Raw genomic sequence first — 16,419 nt, 5'->3', positions numbered from 1 at the left:
CCGCATCCGTCTCGGGAACCCGTCGGACGGCGGATCGGCCCCCGTTGCGGAACGCCGAAGTGCGGAAACCGCGGTCTCACCCTTGCGGGGGTGCCGCGCTCACGGCCGGTCGGGCCACAGCAGGCGGGCCGTCTCCTCCCACGTCTCGAGACCGCGGCCGCCGCCGAGCGCGATGCCGTCGAGCTCCAGGTCGGCGAGCACGCCCCAGTGGTCGGACGGCGCGGCATGCGCGTCGCCCCGGAGCACGACGCGGGCCGACCGGATCGCCACCCGCGGCCGCCAGGTGAACGGCGAGCCGACGAGCACGTAGTCGATCCGGCGGTGGTGCTCGGGCTCGGCGAAGACGGCGGCCGCGAACGGCGCGACGTACGGGTTGTCGGTCGACCACGTGTGCGGCGGCCCCTCCCCCGCCACCGCGAAGGCGTCGGCCCACGAGGTGCTGCGCCCCTGCAGGCTCTGCTTCCCGGTGAGGAAGCGGATCGACGCGTGCTCGGGCGTCGCGTCGAAGTCGCCCCCGATGACCGGCGGGTACTCGTCGCCGGCCGCCAGCTCGGCCAGCCCGGCGTCGAGCGCGACGGCGACGTCCTCGCGCAGCGCCTCCTGGTGCGGCCAGCCGTGGCTGGTGGTGGCCGAGCAGAACCAGAACTCGGCGCGCCCGACGGCGACGCGGACGGCGAGCGCGACCCCGCCGTGCGGCAGCTCGAGCACGTGCCGGGCGAGGACCGGGTGCCGGGTGGCGACGGCGACGCCGGGGTCGCCGCGGTACTCGCCGTCGCGGCGCTCGTAGACCACCTCGTAGCCGAGCGGGCCGAGCAGCTCCGCGGCCTGGTTGCCCTCCCCCGGCCCGGCGTCGACCTCCTGCAGGGACACCAGGTCGGGCGCGAGCAGGCCGATCCCGGCGCGGAGCAGGCGGCTGCGGACCTCGTACGGCCCGCTGCGGGCCCACACGTTGAGCTGCAGGATGCGCACCGGGAGAACCTAGGGCGAGGGGGTGACCTCCCGCAGGCCGGCGCCGGGGCAGGTGGCCGCCGGCTCGGGCGCGGTGACGCAGCCGAGGAAGGCGACCTCGCGGGACTCGTAGGCGTCGCGGTCGGCGTTCCAGGCCCGCACGTGCCCGGCGCCCTCGACCCGCACCTCCTCGACCAGCTCGGGGTGGGCCGCGCGCAGCTCCTCGGTGGTCGACAGCGGCACGAGGTCGTCGTCGGTGCCGTGGAAGACCAGCGCCGGCACCCTCAGCCAGTCGCCGGGCAGGTAGTCGACGGCGTCCCAGTCGAGGTCGTAGCGCCAGCCGGCGATCCACCGGGCGGTGCCGGTGAGCACGTCGGGCACCCCGCCGACGAGGGGCAGCTCCCGCTGCGCCGCGCCGTGCGCCACGGTGGCGCCCAGGTCGAGCATCGGCGCGTCGAGGACGACGCCGCGCACCAGCGACGCCGAGTCCGAGTGCTGCAGGAAGGCGGCCACGATCCCCCCGCCCATCGACGACCCGTACAGGACGACGTCCTCGGCCCCGTGCTCGACGGCGTAGCGCACCGCGGCCTCGAGGTCGCGCCACTCGGTCGCGCCGTAGGCGTACCGCCCGCTCGGGTCGGCCGGCGCCCCCGGGTCGTTGCGGTAGGTGATCACCAGCGCGGGCAGCCCCGCGCTGGTCACCGCCGGGCCGACGGCGCGCAGCGTCTCCGCGCGGTCGGCGCCCTTGCCGTGCACGGCGACGAACCAGGTGGACGCCGTGCTCGGCAGGAACCAGGCGGGGCACCCCCCTCCCCCGCACGGCACGACCACCTCCTCGTACGGCGCGCCCCAGGCCTGCCGCGGGTCGTCCCACACCCGGCCCACGAGCGCGGCGGGGGTGCCGGGTGCGGGGGCGGCGCGGTCGAACACCCGGAGGACCCGCCCGTCGCCGAGGTCCTGCGGCTCGCCGCTGACCACGCCGGAGCCGCCGTCCCAGACCAGGCCGAAGGTGCCCGCGGTGGTCAGCGGGTCGGCGTCGACGCCGTCGTCGGCGCGGCGCAGCACGACGCCGCGGTCGGTGGCGGAGTCGACGACGAGGTCGTAGCGCTGCGGGCCGTCGTCGGGGTCCACCTCCAGCGCGCCGGCGTGGATCTCGCCGGCGTAGTACCAGCCGCCCCCGCCCAGCAGGACGACGGCGAGCAGCGCCAGCACGCCGAGGACGACGCCCGCGCGGCGAGCGCGGCGGCGGGGACGGCGCTCGTCGGTGAGCACCCCTTCGCTGACCACGGCGGCAACCTATGCGGCGGAGCGGGTCAGCAGGACGGCACCGCTGCGGTGACGCAGCCGAGGAACGCCGCCTCCCGGTCGGCGTAGGCCGCCGGGTCGGCGTTCCAGGAGCCGACGTGCCCGGCGCCGTCGACGGCGACCAGCTCCACCAGGTCGGGGGCGCCGTCGCGGAGCTCCTCGCTCACGCTGATCGGGACGGTCTCGTCGCCGGTGCCGTGGAAGACCAGCGCGGGCACGGTCAGCCAGTCGCCGGGCACGTAGTCGAGGGCGTTCCAGTCGAGGTCGTCGCGCCAGCCGGCGATCCACTCCGCCGCCCCGGTGAGCACGTCGGGGACGGGCAGGCCGAGCACGGGCAGCACGGTCTGGTGGGCGGCGTGCTCGACGACCGCCCGCAGGTCGAGCATCGGGGAGTCGAGCACGACCCCGCGCACCAGGTCGGCCGACGGCGAGTGCTGGAGGAACGACGCGACGATGGCCCCGCCCATCGAGGAGCCGAAGAGGACGACGTCGCGCGCGCCGTGGTCGACGGCGAACGCGACGGCCGCCTCCAGGTCGCGCCACTCGGTGGCGCCGTAGCCGTAGCGGCCGCTGGGGTCGGCCGGCGCGCCGGGGTCGTTGCGGTAGCTGATCACCAGCGCGGGCAGGCCCGCGGCGACGGCCGGGCCGAGCGCGCGCAGCGGCTCGGCGCGCTCGGCGCCCTTGCCGTGCACCATGACCATCCACGTGGTGGAGCTGCCGGGCACCCACCACGCGGGGCACTCGGCGTCGGCGCAGGGGTAGGCCACGTCCCGGAACGGGGTGCCGTAGGCGGCGGTCGGATCGGCCCAGACGTCGATCGACAGCGCCGCGCCGGTCCCGGCCGCGGGGGGCGCGCCCGCGGTCACCCGCAGGGCGCGGCGCACGCCGCCGTCCTGCTCCACCGGGGCTCCGGAGAGGGCGCCCGCGCCGCCCGGCCAGACCAGCCCGTAGACGGCGGCGTCGCGCAGCGGGTCGTCGTCGGGCGCGGCGCCGCCGTGGCGGAGCACCACCGCGCCGTCCGCGTACGCGGTCACCACCAGGTCGTACTCCGGCGTCGCGCCCGGGCTCTCCGGGGTGAAGGCCTCGGCCTCGATCGTGCCCGCGAAGTAGAACGCCGCGGCGCCGAAGCCGGCTCCGGCCAGCAGCAGGACGACGGCGAGCGCCACGGCGACCCGCCGGCGCCGCCGCCGCGGCGGCCGGGCGCCAGGGGTGTCGTCGCGGTCCACGACCGCAACCTAACCGTCAGTGACGCCGCCGCCGGGTCACGCGGCCGAACCGGCGGCTGCGAGTCCTCTGGCAGCGGCGACGGCGTCGCGCACCGCGGGCGCCACCTCGGCCCCGAACCGGGCGAGCTCGTCGGCGTCGTCGGTGGCCAGCACGAACGTGGCGAAGCCGTGCTCGACGGCCAGCGCGGCCAGCCGCTCGGCGGGCACGGCGGGGTCGACGTTGAGCAGCCGGCGGACCTGCTCGGGCCGGCGCCCGGCCTCGGCGGCGGCCTCGTCGATGACCGCGGAGGCGGCGGCGATCGCGTCGTCGGTCAGGTACGACAGCGAGGGCAGCCAGCCGTCGGCGCTGCGGCCGACCAGGCGCAGCATGCGCGGCTTGAGCGCGCCGAGCCAGATCGCGATGTCGTGCGCCGGCCGGGGGCCGCGCTTGGCGCCGTCGACGGCGTGCACCTCGCCGGGCACGCGCAGCGGCGCGCGGTCGTCGCCGTCCCAGATGCCGCGGATCACCTCGATCGCCTCCGCCGTCGCCGCGACCGCGCGGCCGGGGGCGAGCCGGCGGCCGCCCATCGCCTCGATGGCGTCCCAGAAGGCACCGGCGCCCAGGCCCAGCTCCACCCGGCCGCCGGTGAGCAGGTCGAGGCTGGCCGCGGCCCGGGCGACGACCGCCGGCGGGCGCAGCGGCAGGTTGAGCACGTTGGGCGCCAGGTGCACCCGCTCGGTGCGGGCGGCGACGTAGGACAGCAGCGTCCAGGTGTCGAGGAAGCGCGGCTGGTAGGGGTGGTCCTGGAAGGTGACCAGGTCCAGGCCCGCCCGCTCGGAGGCCTGCGCCAGCAGCACCACGGCCTCGGGATCGCGGTTGCTCGGGGTGAGGAACGAGCCGAACTGCAGGTCGTGTCCGTGGTCGGGCATGGGCGTCTCCTCGCGTCGCGGACCGGCACCGGCGCCAACGCGCCCGCCGACGACGCTCTTCCTCTGCCACGATCGGCGCCCGTGAGCCGGACCCGCATCGCCCGCAGCGCGGCCGTCGAGGCGCTGGTGGCGGCACCTCCCGAGGCGGTGTGGGCGGTGCTGGCCGACGTGCCGCGGGTGGGCGAGTGGAGCTCGGAGTGCCGCGGGGCGGTCTGGCTCGACGGCGCCACCACCGCCGCGCCCGGTGCCCGGTTCCGGGGGTCGAACCGGGTGCGGTGGTCGCGCTGGGCCCGCACCTGCCGGGTCGACGTCGTCGACCCGCCGCGGGAGCTGGTCTGGCGGACGCTGCCGTCCGGGCCGTACCGCGACTCGGTGCGGTGGCGGGTCGCGCTCGAGCCGGCGGACGGCGGTACCCGGGTCGTGCAGACCTACGAGGTGCTCTCGATGCCGCGGGCCGAGGAGGCGGTGGCGGCGCTGCTGCTGCCCGAGCACCGCGACCGGCAGGCCGCGCTGCGCGCCGACCTCGAGCGCCTCGGCGCGCTCGCCGCGCGCGGCGCCCGCCCCGTGTGACCACCGGGGTACGTCCCGGCGCGTCGGAGCCGTTGCGCGGCCCGGCCGTCGACCGAGGGCCTACAGTCCCCCGTCCGGGTGAGACACCGCGTGTGACGAGGCAGACGCGGAACGCGAACGGCCGTTGATCTCCCGGTACGGACGACGGCGTCCGGCGAGGAGCAGAGGAGAGCGGAGGGACTCGATGAGCGCGAACGACGCCGACCGGCCGCTGGAGTCGTCGGAGGCCGACGTCACGCTGGTCACCAAGGGCATCACGGTGACCGCACGCGTCGAGGTGTCGACCGAGCACGCCCTGGTGGTCCGGCCGACCGGTGAGGCCGCGGCCTGGAAGCTGGCGATCCAGCCCGGCGACCCGGTCGAGGTGTTCTGGGTCGGCGGCAACGAGGAGCGCACGCTGCCGGCGAAGGTCGAGGAGGCCGAGGAGGGCGAGGCGCCGCTGTGGCACCTGCGGCCCACCGGCCCGGCCACGCGCAGCCAGCGGCGCAAGGCGGTGCGGGCCCGCGTCGCGGTGCCGGTCGTCATCCCGTGGGCCGGCTCGCAGATGGCCGGGGAGACCGTCGACCTCAGCGAGGCCGGGATGCGCGCGCTGCTCGACGGCTGGGGCCTGCCCCCCGAGTCCGGCAACCGCCTGCCGATCACCCTCGACCTCGGCGGCAGCTCGGTCGACCTGCGCGGCGAGGTCGTCTGGCAGACCACCCGCGGCCCGCAGTGGCTGCTCGCGGTGCGCTTCGAGGACGTGCCCGAACGCGACGGCGACCTGCTGCGCCGGAAGGTCTTCGAGGCGCTGCGCGCCGAGCGCGCCGCCGCCGCCCGCTGACCGCGGGCGTGGGAGAGGATCCCGCAATGACCACAGGCGGGACGACCCCCACGGCCCCCGACGCGGCCGCGCGGGCGCGCGCGGAGCAGGTGTACGACCGGACCCGCACCCTGGCCACGGGCAACCTGCTCGCGCAGGGGGCGAGCGGGTTCTTCGGGTTCGGGGCGACGCTGCTGGTCGACGCGGCGGCGATCCCCTTCTACGCCGACCTGTGGAGCCAGGTGCGCGCCGTCTACGGCAAGGGCGAGATCACCCCCGAGGCCGCCAAGGCGTACCTGAAGCCGAACCTCGGGTTCCTCGCCCAGGACCTGCTGTGGGACAAGCTGGTCGGGTCGATCCCGATCATCGGCATCCCGTTCAACATCGCCTTCGCCAAGGCGCTGACCTGGCGGCTCGGGGCGTGGTTCGGCTTCCTCTCGGCGATCGCCGGCGACGAGGACACCCGGTCGCTGACCCGGGTCACGATGCAGCTCACGCGCGAGGTCTTCCCCTCCTCGCGCAGCGTCTTCGACTTCGCCGCACCCGACCGGGACGTGTTCGTGTCCTTCATCGCCTCCGTCGACGGGCTGACCCCCGACGAGGTGCACGAGCGGACCCGCCGGGCCCTGGACGCGCTCCAGGGCCGGTAGCGGTCAGAACCGGCGTCTCGGGAAGGCCCGCAGCAGGTCGGGGTCGTCCTCGCTGGAGTGGCCGTTGGCGCAGTCGAAGTGCACCGCCGTCCCCACCCGCAGCCGGCCGTCGCCGGTGACCTTCCAGCGGACCATGCCCAGCCGGGGCCGGTCGTCGTCCAGGTCCAGCGTCAGCACGCACGCCGGGCACCGCACCGTGGTGCTCACGTCCTCGACCGACGCCACATCCCCCGCGACGTCAGCGATCCCGTTCGTCATGACCTGCCATATCGGCAGGCGGGGTGTGACTTGAGACCGGAAAGCCGGCGCCGGTCCCGACGCCGCGGCGGTGCGCGAGGACGACGGCGGCCGCCCGGTCCCGCGCGCCCAGCTTGACCAGCACGTTCGACAGGTTGTTGCGGACGGTCTTGGCGGTGAGGCCGAGCCGGCGGGCGATGGCCTCGGTGGCCAGGCCGCGGGCCAGCCCCTCCAGCACGTCGAACTCCCGGTCGGTGAGCTCGGGGAAGGGCCGGGCGCGCGGCAGGGCCGAGCGGCGGGCGACGGCGGAGAGCACCGTGTCCGACAGCACCGACGTCCCCGACGCCACCGCGGTGACCGCGTCGGCGATCTCCTCGGGGGACGCCGACTTGAGCACGTAGCCGTGCGCGCCGGCGGCCAGCGCGTCGGCCACCTCGCGCTCGCCGTCGAACGACGTCAGCACGAGCACCCGGGTGGCCGGGCTGACCCGCCGGATGCCCCCGGTGGCCGCCACCCCGTCGCCGTCGGGCATCCGCAGGTCCACCACGGCGACGTCGGGCTGCGCGGCCTCCGCGGCGGCCACCGCCTCCGTCCCCGTGCCGGCCACGGCCACGACGTCGAAGGCCGGCCGGCCCTGCAGCATGGCCCGCAGCCCCTCCCGGAACATCGGGTGGTCGTCGGCCAGCAGCACCCGCACGGTCACCGCACGGCCTCCAGCGGGAAGCGGGCGAGCACGCGGACGCCGCCCGACGCGGCGGGCCCGACGTCGAACGAGCCGCCCAGCGCCCGGGCACGGGCCGACATCGACCCCAGCCCGACGCCCGCCCGGGGCGCCGCGGGCAGCCCTCCCCCGTCGTCGGCGACCTCGAGGACCAGTTCGTCGCCCTCGCAGCTCAGCCGTACCGAGCAGTGCTCGCCGCCGGAGTGCCGGGCGGCGTTGGACACCGCCTCGGTCGCCGTCCGGTAGACCGCCAGCTCGGCCTCGGGGCTGAGCAGCGGCAGCGGGCACGGGGCGTCGACCTCCACCTCGAACACGCCGGGGCGGCTGAGCGCGGCCACCCGCTCCCGGACGGCGTCGAGCAGCCCCTGCCGGACCAGGTCGTCGGGGCGCAGGTCCTCGAGGATGGCCCGCACCACCGAGACGGCCCGCGCGGCCTCCTCGTCGACGCGCGCCAGCAGCGTGTCGGCGGACCCGGCGTCGCCGGCGGCCAGCCGGTCGCGCGCCGCGGCGACGGTCAGCCGCAGGCCCGACAGCGACGGGCTGAGCTCGTCGTGCATGTCGGCGCGCAGCCGCGCCCGCTCGTCGTCGCGGATGCGCAGCAGCCGGCCGTGGGCGTGCTCGACCTCGGCGGTCAGCCGGGCGGCGGCGACGACCGCGGCCACCGGGGGCAGCAGCCGGTCGAGCGCGCCGAGGTCGGCGGGGACGCCGTCGGCGTGCGGGACGAGCACGAGCCGGCCGACCACCCGGCCGGCGTGCTCCAGCGGTCGCGACACCCCGGCGCCCGAGGGGTCGCCCCACGTGGCCAGCCGCTCGTACCCGTCGGCCAGCACGACGTCGACGGCGGTGCCGCGCAGCTCCAGCGCCGTGCCGACGGCGGCCGCGACCCGGTCGGGCACCTCGTCGGGTGCGGGCGCACCCGCCAGGCGCGCGGCCAGGTCGCGCAGCCCGGCGACGGTGCGCTCGTCGGTGGTCGGCACCAGCGCGGCCCCGCGGCGCGCCACCCCGACGGCGAGCACCGCCGCGCCGGCGGCGCCCAGCACCGCGGCGGCCAGCGGCACCGGGGACAGCTCGGTCCCGCTGAGCAGCGCCGCCGCGCCCCCGGTCGTGGCGCCGGCGATGAGCGCCGCGGCGGCGGCGAGCACCGCCACCGACAGCCGGTCGGCCACGGTGCGCTGCCCGGGCGCGGCCTCCATGAGCACCGACAGGCCGATGGCCACCGGCAGCAGCGTGAACGCGAGCGGGAACCACAGCTCCACCAGGTCGAGGACCACCGGCGCCCGCTCCGCCAGGAGCAGGTGCAGCAGCCCGGCCACGGCGTAGGTGCCGACGAGGAGCGCCCCCGAGGCGAGGACGACGCCGATCCGCTGCCGCCGCGCCCCGGTGGACCGCCGGTGCAGCCGCACCAGCGAGACGACGGCGGCCGCGGCGATCGGCAGGAACGAGAGCAGCAGGACCGCCACCACCACCCGGGCCGGTCGGCCGGTCTCGGGGGCCGGCCATGCGGCGCACAGGACGACGCTCGCCGCGAGCGCGGCCACCTGGTAGCGCAGCACCCAGCGCCACCCGCGGCCCCGGGCGCCGTCGGGGAAGACCACGAGCAGCACCGCCAGCACCGGCGGCCCGAGCACCCAGAGGGCGTCGGCGTAGCGGTCGGTCAGCGGGGTGGCGCCCAGCACCAGGGCCGTCGACGACGCGACGAGCGCGAGGGTCACCGGACGGGTGGGCCGGCGCGCCAGCAGGGCGAGGGTCACCACCGCCTGCGCCAGCCCCCCTCCGACGACGGCCAGCTCAGCCATGGCCGGGAAGCTAGGCCCGGATCACCCGCGGGAGAAGCGGTTGCCGTCCCCGGCGACCGCCACGAGCCCGGCCACGACGACGGCCGCCGCCGCCACGGGGCCGGCGACCAGGAACCAGACCTCCTGCCACGGCTGCGTCATGGCGAAGCCCTCGCGGGCGACGTAGACGACCCACCAGACCGCGACGGCGAGCGCGGGGACGCCGGCGAGGACCGCGGCTCCCCGCGGGTGGCGCGGCGCCACGCCCGCCGCGACCAGCATGGGCACGCCGAGCACGAGGGCCATCGGCCAGGCGCCGACGATCAGCCAGGAGAGCAGGGCCAGGATCCCGCCGGCGAGGGCCAGCCCCTGCAGCGCTCGGGTGCGCGGGGCCGGGCGGGCGGTGGTCAGGGCGTCGGTGCTCACGGGGATCTCCCTCCTGCGGCGCGTCCGGGGTGGACGCGGTCGGGAGGGACGATCGGGCGGCCGGCGACCCGGGAGCCAGGGCGCCGGTCCCGGGTGGCCGGGAGGCTCGGACGGGCGCGGCGGCCCGGCCCCGCCCGCCGGGTCCAAGCGCCCTACCGGCGGCGCGACGGCGTGGCTAGCGTTCGCCCACTCGGACCCGGCCCGCACGGAGGGAGGAAGGTCATGGAGTACGTCGCGCTGTTGCGCTTCCGGCCGGAGGTGTCCGCCGCGGAGCGGGACCGGGCGCTGGTGCGCCGCGCCTCCTGGCGCTACCCCGACGGGATCCGGCCGATCGCCGAGTACTGGCCCTCGTTCGACCAGTGCCAGGTGGTCTCGGTGTTCGCCGCGAACACCTACGCACCCGTGATGGAACTGCAGCTCGAGTGGAGCGACGTCTTCGACATCTCCATCTCCCCGGCCATCTCCGCCGAGGAGGGGCTGCAGGTGGGCGCCGAGGTCCTCGGCCGCCTGCCGCGCATGCGGCAGCCCGAGCCGGCACCCGCCTGAGACCGGCGCGCCTCAGCCGTCGAGGTAGCGGTCGCGCTCGACGACGAACTGGCCGGTGGCGGTGTTGGCGTCGATGAACTCCGGCAGCAGCGGGATCCGCACGGTGACGGTGACGCAGACGGTGAACTCCTCCCCCGGCGAGAGCACCGGCGTGTAGGAGCCGGCGGCGTCGCAGCCGGCTCCGGCCGGCGCGTAGGCCACCCGGACGTCGGTGGCGTCCACCGACTGGTCCTCCACGGCCAGCTGCGCCGCCCGCTCGGCCCGCGCCAGGCCGGTGCCGGCGTCGGGCGCGGTGCCGATCGCCCGGCCGGCCTCCCGCGCGGCCTCGGTGGAGGCGAACACCCCGCGCTGCACCGCCGAGAACCCGGCGACCAGGTAGACCAGCGGCACGAACACGACCAGCGCCACGAACACGAACTCGACCAGGGCCGAGCCCGCCTCCTCCCGCAGCCGCGCGCGCAGCTGGTCACGCGGCCGCCTCACGGGCCCTCCTTGACCGCGCGGCCGGTGACCTCGAGCGGCAGCAGGTCGCCGAGGGCGGCGAACAGCGTCGGCACCGCTCCCGAGCAGCGGACCACCACCAGCGTCAGCCCGGTCGCGTCGAGCTCCTCGGCCGACGTGCAGCGCAGCCCCTCCGCCGTGCGCACCGACGTCGCCCGCGCGACCACCTCGACGGTGCGCGCCGCGCCGAGCGCCGAGTCCACGTCGGCGTTCGCCGCGTAGCGGGCGCCCTCCTGCGCGCTGGCGGTCACCACGTTGCGCACGTGCACGTAGACCGCCACCTGCAGCACCGCGAGCAGCAGCACCAGGACCAGCAGCGAGACCAGCACGAAGTCGACGACGGCGCTGCCCCGCTCGCGGTCGTCCGGACGGTGCCGCCGCTCAGCCACCGCTCGTGACGGAGGACAGCGCGTTCTGCACCGCGCTGACGATCGCCTCGCGGAACGGGATGAGGATGGCCAGCACGAGCGCCGCCGTCATCACCGTGATCATCACCCAGCCGGGGACGTCGCCCCGCTCGGGATCGTCCCCGCGCACCCGCTCCGCCAGCGCCACCAGCGCCGCCCACAGCCCCCGTGCCATCCCGTCGTCCTTCCTGTCCGCGTCCGCGGGCTCACTGCGCCAGCGAGACGATGCTGATCAGCCCCGGGAACAGGGCGAAGAGAACGGTCACCGGCAGGACCAGGAAGACGACGGGGACCATCATCGCGATCTCCTTGCGTCCTCCCGCCTCGAGCAGCCGGCGCTTGCCTGCCTCCCGCACGTCGGCCGCCTGCGCGCGCAGCACCTCGGCCAGCGGGGTGCCCCGCTCGACGGCGACGAGCAGCCCGTCGATGAACCGCGCGAGCGGGTCCAGCGACGTCCGGTCGGCCACCTGCTGCAGCGCCTCGGTCAGCGGCACGCCTGCCCGTGCGGTGCCGAGCGCGGAGCCGAGCTCGCGGGCCAGCTCCCCGCCGGAGAGCCGGGTGACGCGGGCGATGGCCGCCGCCGGGCTCTCGCCCGCCGTCACCGCCAGGGCGAGCAGCTCGGCGACGACGGGGAACTCGGCCAGCAGCAGCTCCTCGCGCTTCTGCACCTGCTGGGTCAGCCACCAGTCGCGGCCGAGGACGCCGCCCACCAGGCCGGCTACGCACAGCAGCCCGGCGGAGAGCACGTTGAGGCTGCCGGCGGCGACCGAGCCGGCGGTCGCGACCGCGGCCGCGCCGAGCAGGCCCAGCCCGCCCCACACCACCTGCTCGATGCGGAAGTCCTCGACCGTCGACTGCCCGCCGAGGGCGTCCAGCCGGCGGCGCACCGCCGCCCGGCCGCCGAGCACGCGGTCGACGAGCCGGGCGCCGTCGCCGACGACCGGCCCGAAGATGCGGCGGACCGCGGAGAGCAGCCCGGCCTCGGTCGCCGTGCCCAGCAGCCGGGACGGCGGGGGCGTGTCGTGCACGTAGGGGGCCAGCCGGTCGACCAGCCGCACCGACCGGAACGGCGGCGCGTAGCTCACCGCGAGCACGAGGCCGGCGGCGGCGACCAGCCCGAGCAGCATCCCCAGCACGCCCTCGCTCACTGCGTCACCTCGCCGCTCCGCGGCCCGTTCGCTGCGCTCCTCGCTCGTCCCTCGCTGCGATGCTCGCTCACTGGAGCACCCGCACGTCCTCGGGCAGCCGCCCGATCCGCAGCATCAGCCGGTAGGCCACGACGCAGACGGCGCCACCGCCGACGAGCAGCGCGGTGCCGACCGGGCTGTCGTAGGCGGCCAGCGTCGTCGACTGGGTGGCCAGCAGGAGGAGCACCACCCAGGGCGCGGCGACCGCGAGCCGGGCGGCCGAGACGACCCAGCCCTGCCGCGTCTCGAGCTCGGCCCGCGCGCGGGCGTCCTCGCGGAGGAACGTGGCGAGGGTGCGCAGCACGCGGCCCAGGTCCGTGCCGCCGACCTCCCGGGCCACGCGCAGCGTCTCGACGATGCGGTCGCCGACCGGGTCGGCGAGGTCGTCCTTGAGCCGGTCGAGGGCCGGCCCTAACCGGCCGCTCGACCGGTACTCGGCGGCGAACCGGGCGAACGGCGGGCGCAGCACCCCCGGTCCGCGGGCGGCGAGCGCGGTCAGCGCCTCGGGCAGCGACAGCCCGGCCCGGACGGCGGAGGCCAGGTTGTCGACCACCTCGGGCCACACCTCGCGCAGGTCGGCGCGGCGCTTGCCGGCCAGCCGGCGCACCTGCGCGTACGGCAGCAGGAAGCCGAACACCGCGAAGGCCAGGCTCACGGTGACCGTGCCGGTGGTGAGCAGGACGACGACGAGCGCGAGCAGGCCCAGGCCGAGCTGCAGCGCGAGCAGCTGGGCGGCGTTGATGCCGGTGAGCCCCGCCGCGGCCAGCAGCTGCTGCCGGCGGCCCGGCCGGCGCGGGTCGGTGCGGGGCGCCGGGGCCCGGGAGCCGCTGCGCCAGACGAGCAGCAGGCCGACGCCGAGCCCGAGGCCGAGCAGCGCGCCGGTCACCGGAGGAGCCCGGCGAGGTCGACGCCCGCCGCGGCGAAGCGCTCCGGGTGCGGCGGGTACCCGTCGGCGCGCACCAGCCGCCCGTCGCGGGAGGTGAAGACGTCGGCGGTCTCGATGACGCCGCCCTCGGCGCGGCCGGGCAGGGCGACGATCTCGCGCACCCGCCGGCGCCCGTCGGCGTCGGTGCCCACGTGCACGACGAGGTCGACGCTGGCGGCGACCGTGGGGACGACGAACGCGGTGCCGATGTTCTCCCCGGCCAGCAGCGGCAGGGTGCACATCTTCATGACCGCCTCGCGGGCGCTGTTGGCGTGCAGCGTGCACATGCCGGGCAGCCCCGATAATGCAGTTGACACCCCGCACGTGACTCCCGGATCGGTTGACCCCGCATCCAGTTGTGAGCTGACAGCGAAATGTGCGGCGCGTCGTGGGGATCGGCAGGCGCTACGTGAGTTCGTGCGCTAGCGTCTGGCCTGCCAACACGTCACCGACCTCCGGTCGGGGACAGCTTCACTCACAACTCGACCCTGGAGGTCGTCCCCTATGACTAAGCCCTACCTGCAGTCTGTCCGCGACGGCGCCGACGTGAGCGAGCAGCAGAGCATGCTGCCGAACGACGCCCTCACCGCCCCCGCGGGGCCGCCCATCGGTGGACCTCCGCGTGGGGACGGGGACGCACCCGCGGGCGGTCGCGCTACCCCGCGGCAGCGAGCTGAGCGGAGTCTTCCGACCGACCGGCTGAGCTTCGAGAAGCAGGTCGAGGCGCTCCGGGCCATCGCGCAGATCAGCGGGTCCGGTCGCCGGCCCGTGACAGCCGAAGAAATCTCCAGCACCCTCGGGCTGCGCGGCAACACGGGTGGCCTGTCGAACAAGTTCTTCCGCGACACCGGGTGGATCGAGCCGCACAGCCGGGGGACGTACGTGCCCACCGAGGAGCTGCTGTCCTTCCACCAACAGCTCGCCGTGGACCCGACCGCCGAGGCGGCGGCCAAGGAGTACCTCCTGCATGCAGCGCGAAGCAGCTGGTACTGGCAGGAGATCGCAGACATGGTGCAGGGTGCCGGCGTCCGCGAGACCGCGGTGATGTTCAAGCTAGTCAAGGCGGCTGGCGCCTCCCCGGACGACCACAAGTCGCAGCTGGCCTTGATCATCGAGTGGCTCATCTGGCTCGGTCTGGTGCACCGTGACGGCGACATCGTTCTCGCCGGGCCCGCTGCGGCGTTGCCGGCGGCAACGGCCGACCCCGAGCCGGACGGCATCCCGGACGAAGACGAGCCCTCCGCCGTAGAGGTGGAGTCCGCTCTGCCCACGCCGGCCCAGGAGGCGAGTGCGGAGACTCAGGCCGACCCCACGCCCGCCGCTCCTGCCGCTCTGCGACAGACGGCGGACGAGGCCATGGTGTCGGTGACCGTGAGCGTTCGCATCACGGCCGAAGACGCCGCGAACATGAGTGATGAACGCCTGGCCAGCCTGCTGGCCTTCGCGGAGCGGATGCGCAGCTGACGGCTGCAACATGCTGAGGCGCCGCCCAGGCCGGAGAGATGCGCCAACACGTCACCGACGCCTGGGCGGCGTCCTCATTTCAGGTTACTCGCGCATGCACGGCCAGGCAGTGGATGTCGCCTGCCAAGGTGACGGCGCCGCTTCGGCAGGTGTGGCCACATCAGATCGGTCGGCATCCGACAACAAGGTCAAGTGCTCGCAACTCCACCCGGACGTCGGCGATCTTGTCGTCGCTGTCGCCCTTACCACCTACGGTCAGGAGAGGTCTGCTCGCAACGTCCTCACTCGTTCAGGCGACCGACGATGTCATCCTCGCCGCGCTGGCACGCCTCACAAACCAGCACCGAACCGGTGAGCCGGAGCAGGGCCAGGTACTCCTCCACCGTCATGGCGGTGCCGTCAGAGGCGATCAGGGGGCCGTTCACCTTCTGCTGGTGGCCGCAGCGGTCGCAGGTCAAGACGTCAGTAGGCAACTCAGGGCTCCATTCAGACAGTGTGGAGCCGTGCCTCACCGCGCGCGGGCCGGGTCAAAGGGCGTGGCATCGTGCCCTGCCGGCGATGCGGAGCCTAGCTTGTGCTGAGGGACGTAAGGGCCCGGGTCACCCGAAGGTGTAGCGCCGCGCGCGTCGCTGGCTAGGCGAGGCAGAGGTTACTCGAGGATGGACACTCCCGCTCGCGGACGCTGAGGGAAACGTCACCCCCAGGTGCTTGGATTGGTTCAACGACGAAAGGCTGAACGTGGACACGCCGGAAGAGCTCCCCGAGGATGCGCCGGGCCTCTATGACAGCACGTGGACTGACGATGAGTGGCGCGTCCTGCTCGAGCTGCTCATTGATCATGGTCTGGTGTCTTGGCGCGACGTAACTACGACGATCCTCGGGGAGCTCAATCCAAGCCAGGTCGGCACCCAGATCGCTTCAGCGAAGAGCAGCGGCTTCAAGGCCAACCATGCCACGCTCTATCCCGACGAGTCCTTCATGCCTCACGTCATGCAATGGCTATACGCGCAGGATGGCCGTTGCGTCGACTGCAAGACCCGTCTTGATCTGCAGGCCGATCACATCGAAGGCCGCGAGACCTTCGATGATCCGCACGAGGCAGACTGGCTTTCGAACTTGTGTCTGCGCTGCAGACGGCACAACGTTGCTAAGCGCAAGTCGCACAAGAATCGCGCCGGCCGGACGCTCCTGCCCGCTCAGCAAGCACTCATGTGGATCCTGCTTCAGATCAGGCCACGAACGAAGATGGATTTCGCCCGCCTCTGCCGCCTCTACGGCATGACCATGGCCTCCGTTCGCTTTGACGAAGCCTGGGCTATGGCGGTGTGGCTTGAGCGCGCTGGCGAGTACGACATTGCCTCGCCCGGGGAAAACTATGATCTGATTCTCTGGGAGGACAATGCCGTCACGCGCAGGGTCTCGAGTGGCGGGCCGACACTTGCTGGCTCATCTCTGCTTGCTTCCGCAGTGCCGGGCGACTCGATCTTCTGCTTCGTGAGCACGCCGCCGGGCGCCCGCCAGCAACAATACACAGAGTTGCCACTCGACGTCATCCCGTTCGTTTATCGTTTGGGAGCCAGGCCTATGACCGACATCGCTGTCTGGCCGCTCCAGCACGGAGTCACGCCGCTCGCCCCACGGGGCCATGAACTGCACGCCTATACCCTCCGAACCGCAGAAGAAGCCGTGGTACTCACCTTTGCGGACGGACAGACGCGCGAGTTGGCACCCGTGGGGCTCGGGCGGGGCTACTTCAAGGGGCGAAAGCTTTCGCTTTCCACAACGGACGGTCTAACCCTGGAGGCGGTCAGCCGGGAGTAGCG

General features: G+C 75.0%; 21 protein-coding genes. 6 read left to right on the top strand and 15 right to left on the bottom strand.

Annotated elements, in window-relative coordinates; all coding sequences use genetic code 11:
• Nucleotides 1–99 precede the first annotated feature (99 nt).
• Genes ACI78S_RS09075 through ACI78S_RS09060 form a run of 4 tightly spaced genes read right to left on the bottom strand, consistent with a single transcriptional unit; the run spans nt 100 to nt 4,388 of the window.
• On the bottom strand, nt 100–969 hold the full coding sequence (locus tag ACI78S_RS09075) for an endonuclease/exonuclease/phosphatase family protein (RefSeq protein WP_456972380.1): 870 nt from the start codon (nt 967–969) through the stop codon (nt 100–102).
• A 9-nt stretch (nt 970–978) separates the two neighbouring features.
• Nucleotides 979–2,235 carry an alpha/beta hydrolase gene (locus ACI78S_RS09070; protein ID WP_456972378.1) on the bottom strand — a complete coding sequence of 419 codons (1,257 nt, stop codon included), beginning with the start codon at nt 2,233–2,235 and terminating at the stop codon, nt 979–981.
• A gap of 26 nt (nt 2,236–2,261) precedes the next feature.
• Nucleotides 2,262–3,479 carry an alpha/beta hydrolase gene (locus ACI78S_RS09065; RefSeq protein WP_456972376.1) on the bottom strand — a complete coding sequence of 406 codons (1,218 nt, stop codon included), beginning with the start codon at nt 3,477–3,479 and terminating at the stop codon, nt 2,262–2,264.
• Nucleotides 3,480–3,515: 36 nt separating this feature from the next.
• A complete protein-coding gene (locus ACI78S_RS09060) occupies nt 3,516–4,388 on the bottom strand; it encodes an LLM class flavin-dependent oxidoreductase (RefSeq protein WP_456972374.1) in 873 nt (290 codons plus the stop codon).
• Nucleotides 4,389–4,469: 81 nt separating this feature from the next.
• Between ACI78S_RS09060 and ACI78S_RS09055 the strand changes: the two genes are divergently transcribed.
• From ACI78S_RS09055 to ACI78S_RS09045, 3 genes are all read left to right on the top strand, one after another.
• A complete protein-coding gene (locus ACI78S_RS09055; protein ID WP_456972372.1) occupies nt 4,470–4,958 on the top strand; it encodes an SRPBCC family protein in 489 nt (162 codons plus the stop codon).
• 184 nt (nt 4,959–5,142) lie between these two features.
• Nucleotides 5,143–5,778, top strand: coding sequence for a PilZ domain-containing protein (locus ACI78S_RS09050; RefSeq protein WP_456972370.1), 636 nt, complete (start codon nt 5,143–5,145; stop codon nt 5,776–5,778).
• Between the two features lie 26 nt (nt 5,779–5,804).
• On the top strand, nt 5,805–6,407 hold the full coding sequence (locus tag ACI78S_RS09045; protein WP_456972368.1) for a hypothetical protein: 603 nt from the start codon (nt 5,805–5,807) through the stop codon (nt 6,405–6,407).
• Between the two features lie 3 nt (nt 6,408–6,410).
• Here ACI78S_RS09045 and ACI78S_RS09040 read toward each other — a convergent pair whose 3' ends face one another.
• Genes ACI78S_RS09040 through ACI78S_RS09025 form a run of 4 tightly spaced genes read right to left on the bottom strand, consistent with a single transcriptional unit; the run spans nt 6,411 to nt 9,566 of the window.
• A complete protein-coding gene (locus ACI78S_RS09040) occupies nt 6,411–6,614 on the bottom strand; it encodes a hypothetical protein (RefSeq protein WP_456972366.1) in 204 nt (67 codons plus the stop codon).
• 31 nt (nt 6,615–6,645) lie between these two features.
• Nucleotides 6,646–7,347 carry a response regulator gene (locus tag ACI78S_RS09035; RefSeq protein ID WP_456972364.1) on the bottom strand — a complete coding sequence of 234 codons (702 nt, stop codon included), beginning with the start codon at nt 7,345–7,347 and terminating at the stop codon, nt 6,646–6,648.
• Nucleotides 7,344–9,161, bottom strand: coding sequence for a sensor histidine kinase (locus tag ACI78S_RS09030; protein ID WP_456972362.1), 1,818 nt, complete (start codon nt 9,159–9,161; stop codon nt 7,344–7,346). The genes ACI78S_RS09035 and ACI78S_RS09030 overlap by 4 nt, the downstream gene beginning before the upstream one ends.
• Nucleotides 9,162–9,182: 21 nt before the next feature.
• Complete coding sequence (locus ACI78S_RS09025; protein WP_456972360.1) at nt 9,183–9,566, bottom strand: hypothetical protein; 384 nt, start codon at nt 9,564–9,566, stop codon at nt 9,183–9,185.
• A gap of 222 nt (nt 9,567–9,788) precedes the next feature.
• Between ACI78S_RS09025 and ACI78S_RS09020 the strand changes: the two genes are divergently transcribed.
• Nucleotides 9,789–10,112 carry a DUF3303 domain-containing protein gene (locus ACI78S_RS09020; RefSeq protein ID WP_456972358.1) on the top strand — a complete coding sequence of 108 codons (324 nt, stop codon included), beginning with the start codon at nt 9,789–9,791 and terminating at the stop codon, nt 10,110–10,112.
• Nucleotides 10,113–10,124: 12 nt separating this feature from the next.
• Here ACI78S_RS09020 and ACI78S_RS09015 read toward each other — a convergent pair whose 3' ends face one another.
• From ACI78S_RS09015 to ACI78S_RS08990, 6 genes are all read right to left on the bottom strand, one after another.
• Nucleotides 10,125–10,595, bottom strand: coding sequence for a hypothetical protein (locus ACI78S_RS09015; protein WP_456972356.1), 471 nt, complete (start codon nt 10,593–10,595; stop codon nt 10,125–10,127).
• A complete protein-coding gene (locus tag ACI78S_RS09010; protein ID WP_456972354.1) occupies nt 10,592–11,002 on the bottom strand; it encodes a TadE/TadG family type IV pilus assembly protein in 411 nt (136 codons plus the stop codon). The genes ACI78S_RS09015 and ACI78S_RS09010 overlap by 4 nt, the downstream gene beginning before the upstream one ends.
• Nucleotides 10,995–11,195 carry a hypothetical protein gene (locus ACI78S_RS09005; protein ID WP_456972352.1) on the bottom strand — a complete coding sequence of 67 codons (201 nt, stop codon included), beginning with the start codon at nt 11,193–11,195 and terminating at the stop codon, nt 10,995–10,997. The genes ACI78S_RS09010 and ACI78S_RS09005 overlap by 8 nt, the downstream gene beginning before the upstream one ends.
• Nucleotides 11,196–11,226: 31 nt before the next feature.
• Complete coding sequence (locus tag ACI78S_RS09000) at nt 11,227–12,168, bottom strand: type II secretion system F family protein (protein ID WP_456972350.1); 942 nt, start codon at nt 12,166–12,168, stop codon at nt 11,227–11,229.
• A gap of 67 nt (nt 12,169–12,235) precedes the next feature.
• Nucleotides 12,236–13,093: a type II secretion system F family protein gene (locus ACI78S_RS08995; protein ID WP_456972348.1), complete on the bottom strand. Its 858-nt coding sequence runs from the start codon at nt 13,091–13,093 to the stop codon at nt 12,236–12,238.
• Nucleotides 13,090–13,419 carry a hypothetical protein gene (locus ACI78S_RS08990; RefSeq protein WP_456972346.1) on the bottom strand — a complete coding sequence of 110 codons (330 nt, stop codon included), beginning with the start codon at nt 13,417–13,419 and terminating at the stop codon, nt 13,090–13,092. Before ACI78S_RS08990 ends, ACI78S_RS08995 begins: the two co-directional genes overlap by 4 nt.
• Before the next feature lie 217 nt (nt 13,420–13,636).
• Here ACI78S_RS08990 and ACI78S_RS08985 point away from each other — a divergent pair, with 217 nt between their 5' ends.
• Nucleotides 13,637–14,596 carry a hypothetical protein gene (locus ACI78S_RS08985; protein ID WP_456972344.1) on the top strand — a complete coding sequence of 320 codons (960 nt, stop codon included), beginning with the start codon at nt 13,637–13,639 and terminating at the stop codon, nt 14,594–14,596.
• A 281-nt stretch (nt 14,597–14,877) separates the two neighbouring features.
• On the opposite strand, the gene ACI78S_RS08980 is transcribed toward ACI78S_RS08985, so the two are convergent.
• The gene (locus tag ACI78S_RS08980; protein WP_456972342.1) at nt 14,878–15,021 is read right to left on the bottom strand and encodes a hypothetical protein; all 144 of its coding nucleotides are present in this window, start codon (nt 15,019–15,021) and stop codon (nt 14,878–14,880) included.
• A 283-nt stretch (nt 15,022–15,304) separates the two neighbouring features.
• On the opposite strand from ACI78S_RS08980, the gene ACI78S_RS08975 reads away from it, so the two are divergent.
• Complete coding sequence (locus tag ACI78S_RS08975; protein WP_456972340.1) at nt 15,305–16,417, top strand: HNH endonuclease; 1,113 nt, start codon at nt 15,305–15,307, stop codon at nt 16,415–16,417.
• Nucleotides 16,418–16,419: the final 2 nt, after the last annotated feature.

Source organism: Geodermatophilus sp. SYSU D00815 (assembly GCF_054050035.1).
This window is presented reverse-complemented; position numbering and strand designations above follow the sequence as displayed.

Coding starts and splice junctions, on each gene's coding strand:
- ACI78S_RS09060 (WP_456972374.1), bottom strand. CDS start 4,388: ATGCCCGACCACGGACACGACCTGCAGTTCGGCTCGTTCCTCACCCCG.
- ACI78S_RS09050 (WP_456972370.1), top strand. CDS start 5,143: ATGAGCGCGAACGACGCCGACCGGCCGCTGGAGTCGTCGGAGGCCGAC.
- ACI78S_RS09045 (WP_456972368.1), top strand. CDS start 5,805: ATGACCACAGGCGGGACGACCCCCACGGCCCCCGACGCGGCCGCGCGG.
- ACI78S_RS09030 (WP_456972362.1), bottom strand. CDS start 9,161: ATGGCTGAGCTGGCCGTCGTCGGAGGGGGGCTGGCGCAGGCGGTGGTG.
- ACI78S_RS09020 (WP_456972358.1), top strand. CDS start 9,789: ATGGAGTACGTCGCGCTGTTGCGCTTCCGGCCGGAGGTGTCCGCCGCG.
- ACI78S_RS09005 (WP_456972352.1), bottom strand. CDS start 11,195: ATGGCACGGGGGCTGTGGGCGGCGCTGGTGGCGCTGGCGGAGCGGGTG.
- ACI78S_RS08990 (WP_456972346.1), bottom strand. CDS start 13,419: ATGTGCACGCTGCACGCCAACAGCGCCCGCGAGGCGGTCATGAAGATG.
- ACI78S_RS08985 (WP_456972344.1), top strand. CDS start 13,637: ATGACTAAGCCCTACCTGCAGTCTGTCCGCGACGGCGCCGACGTGAGC.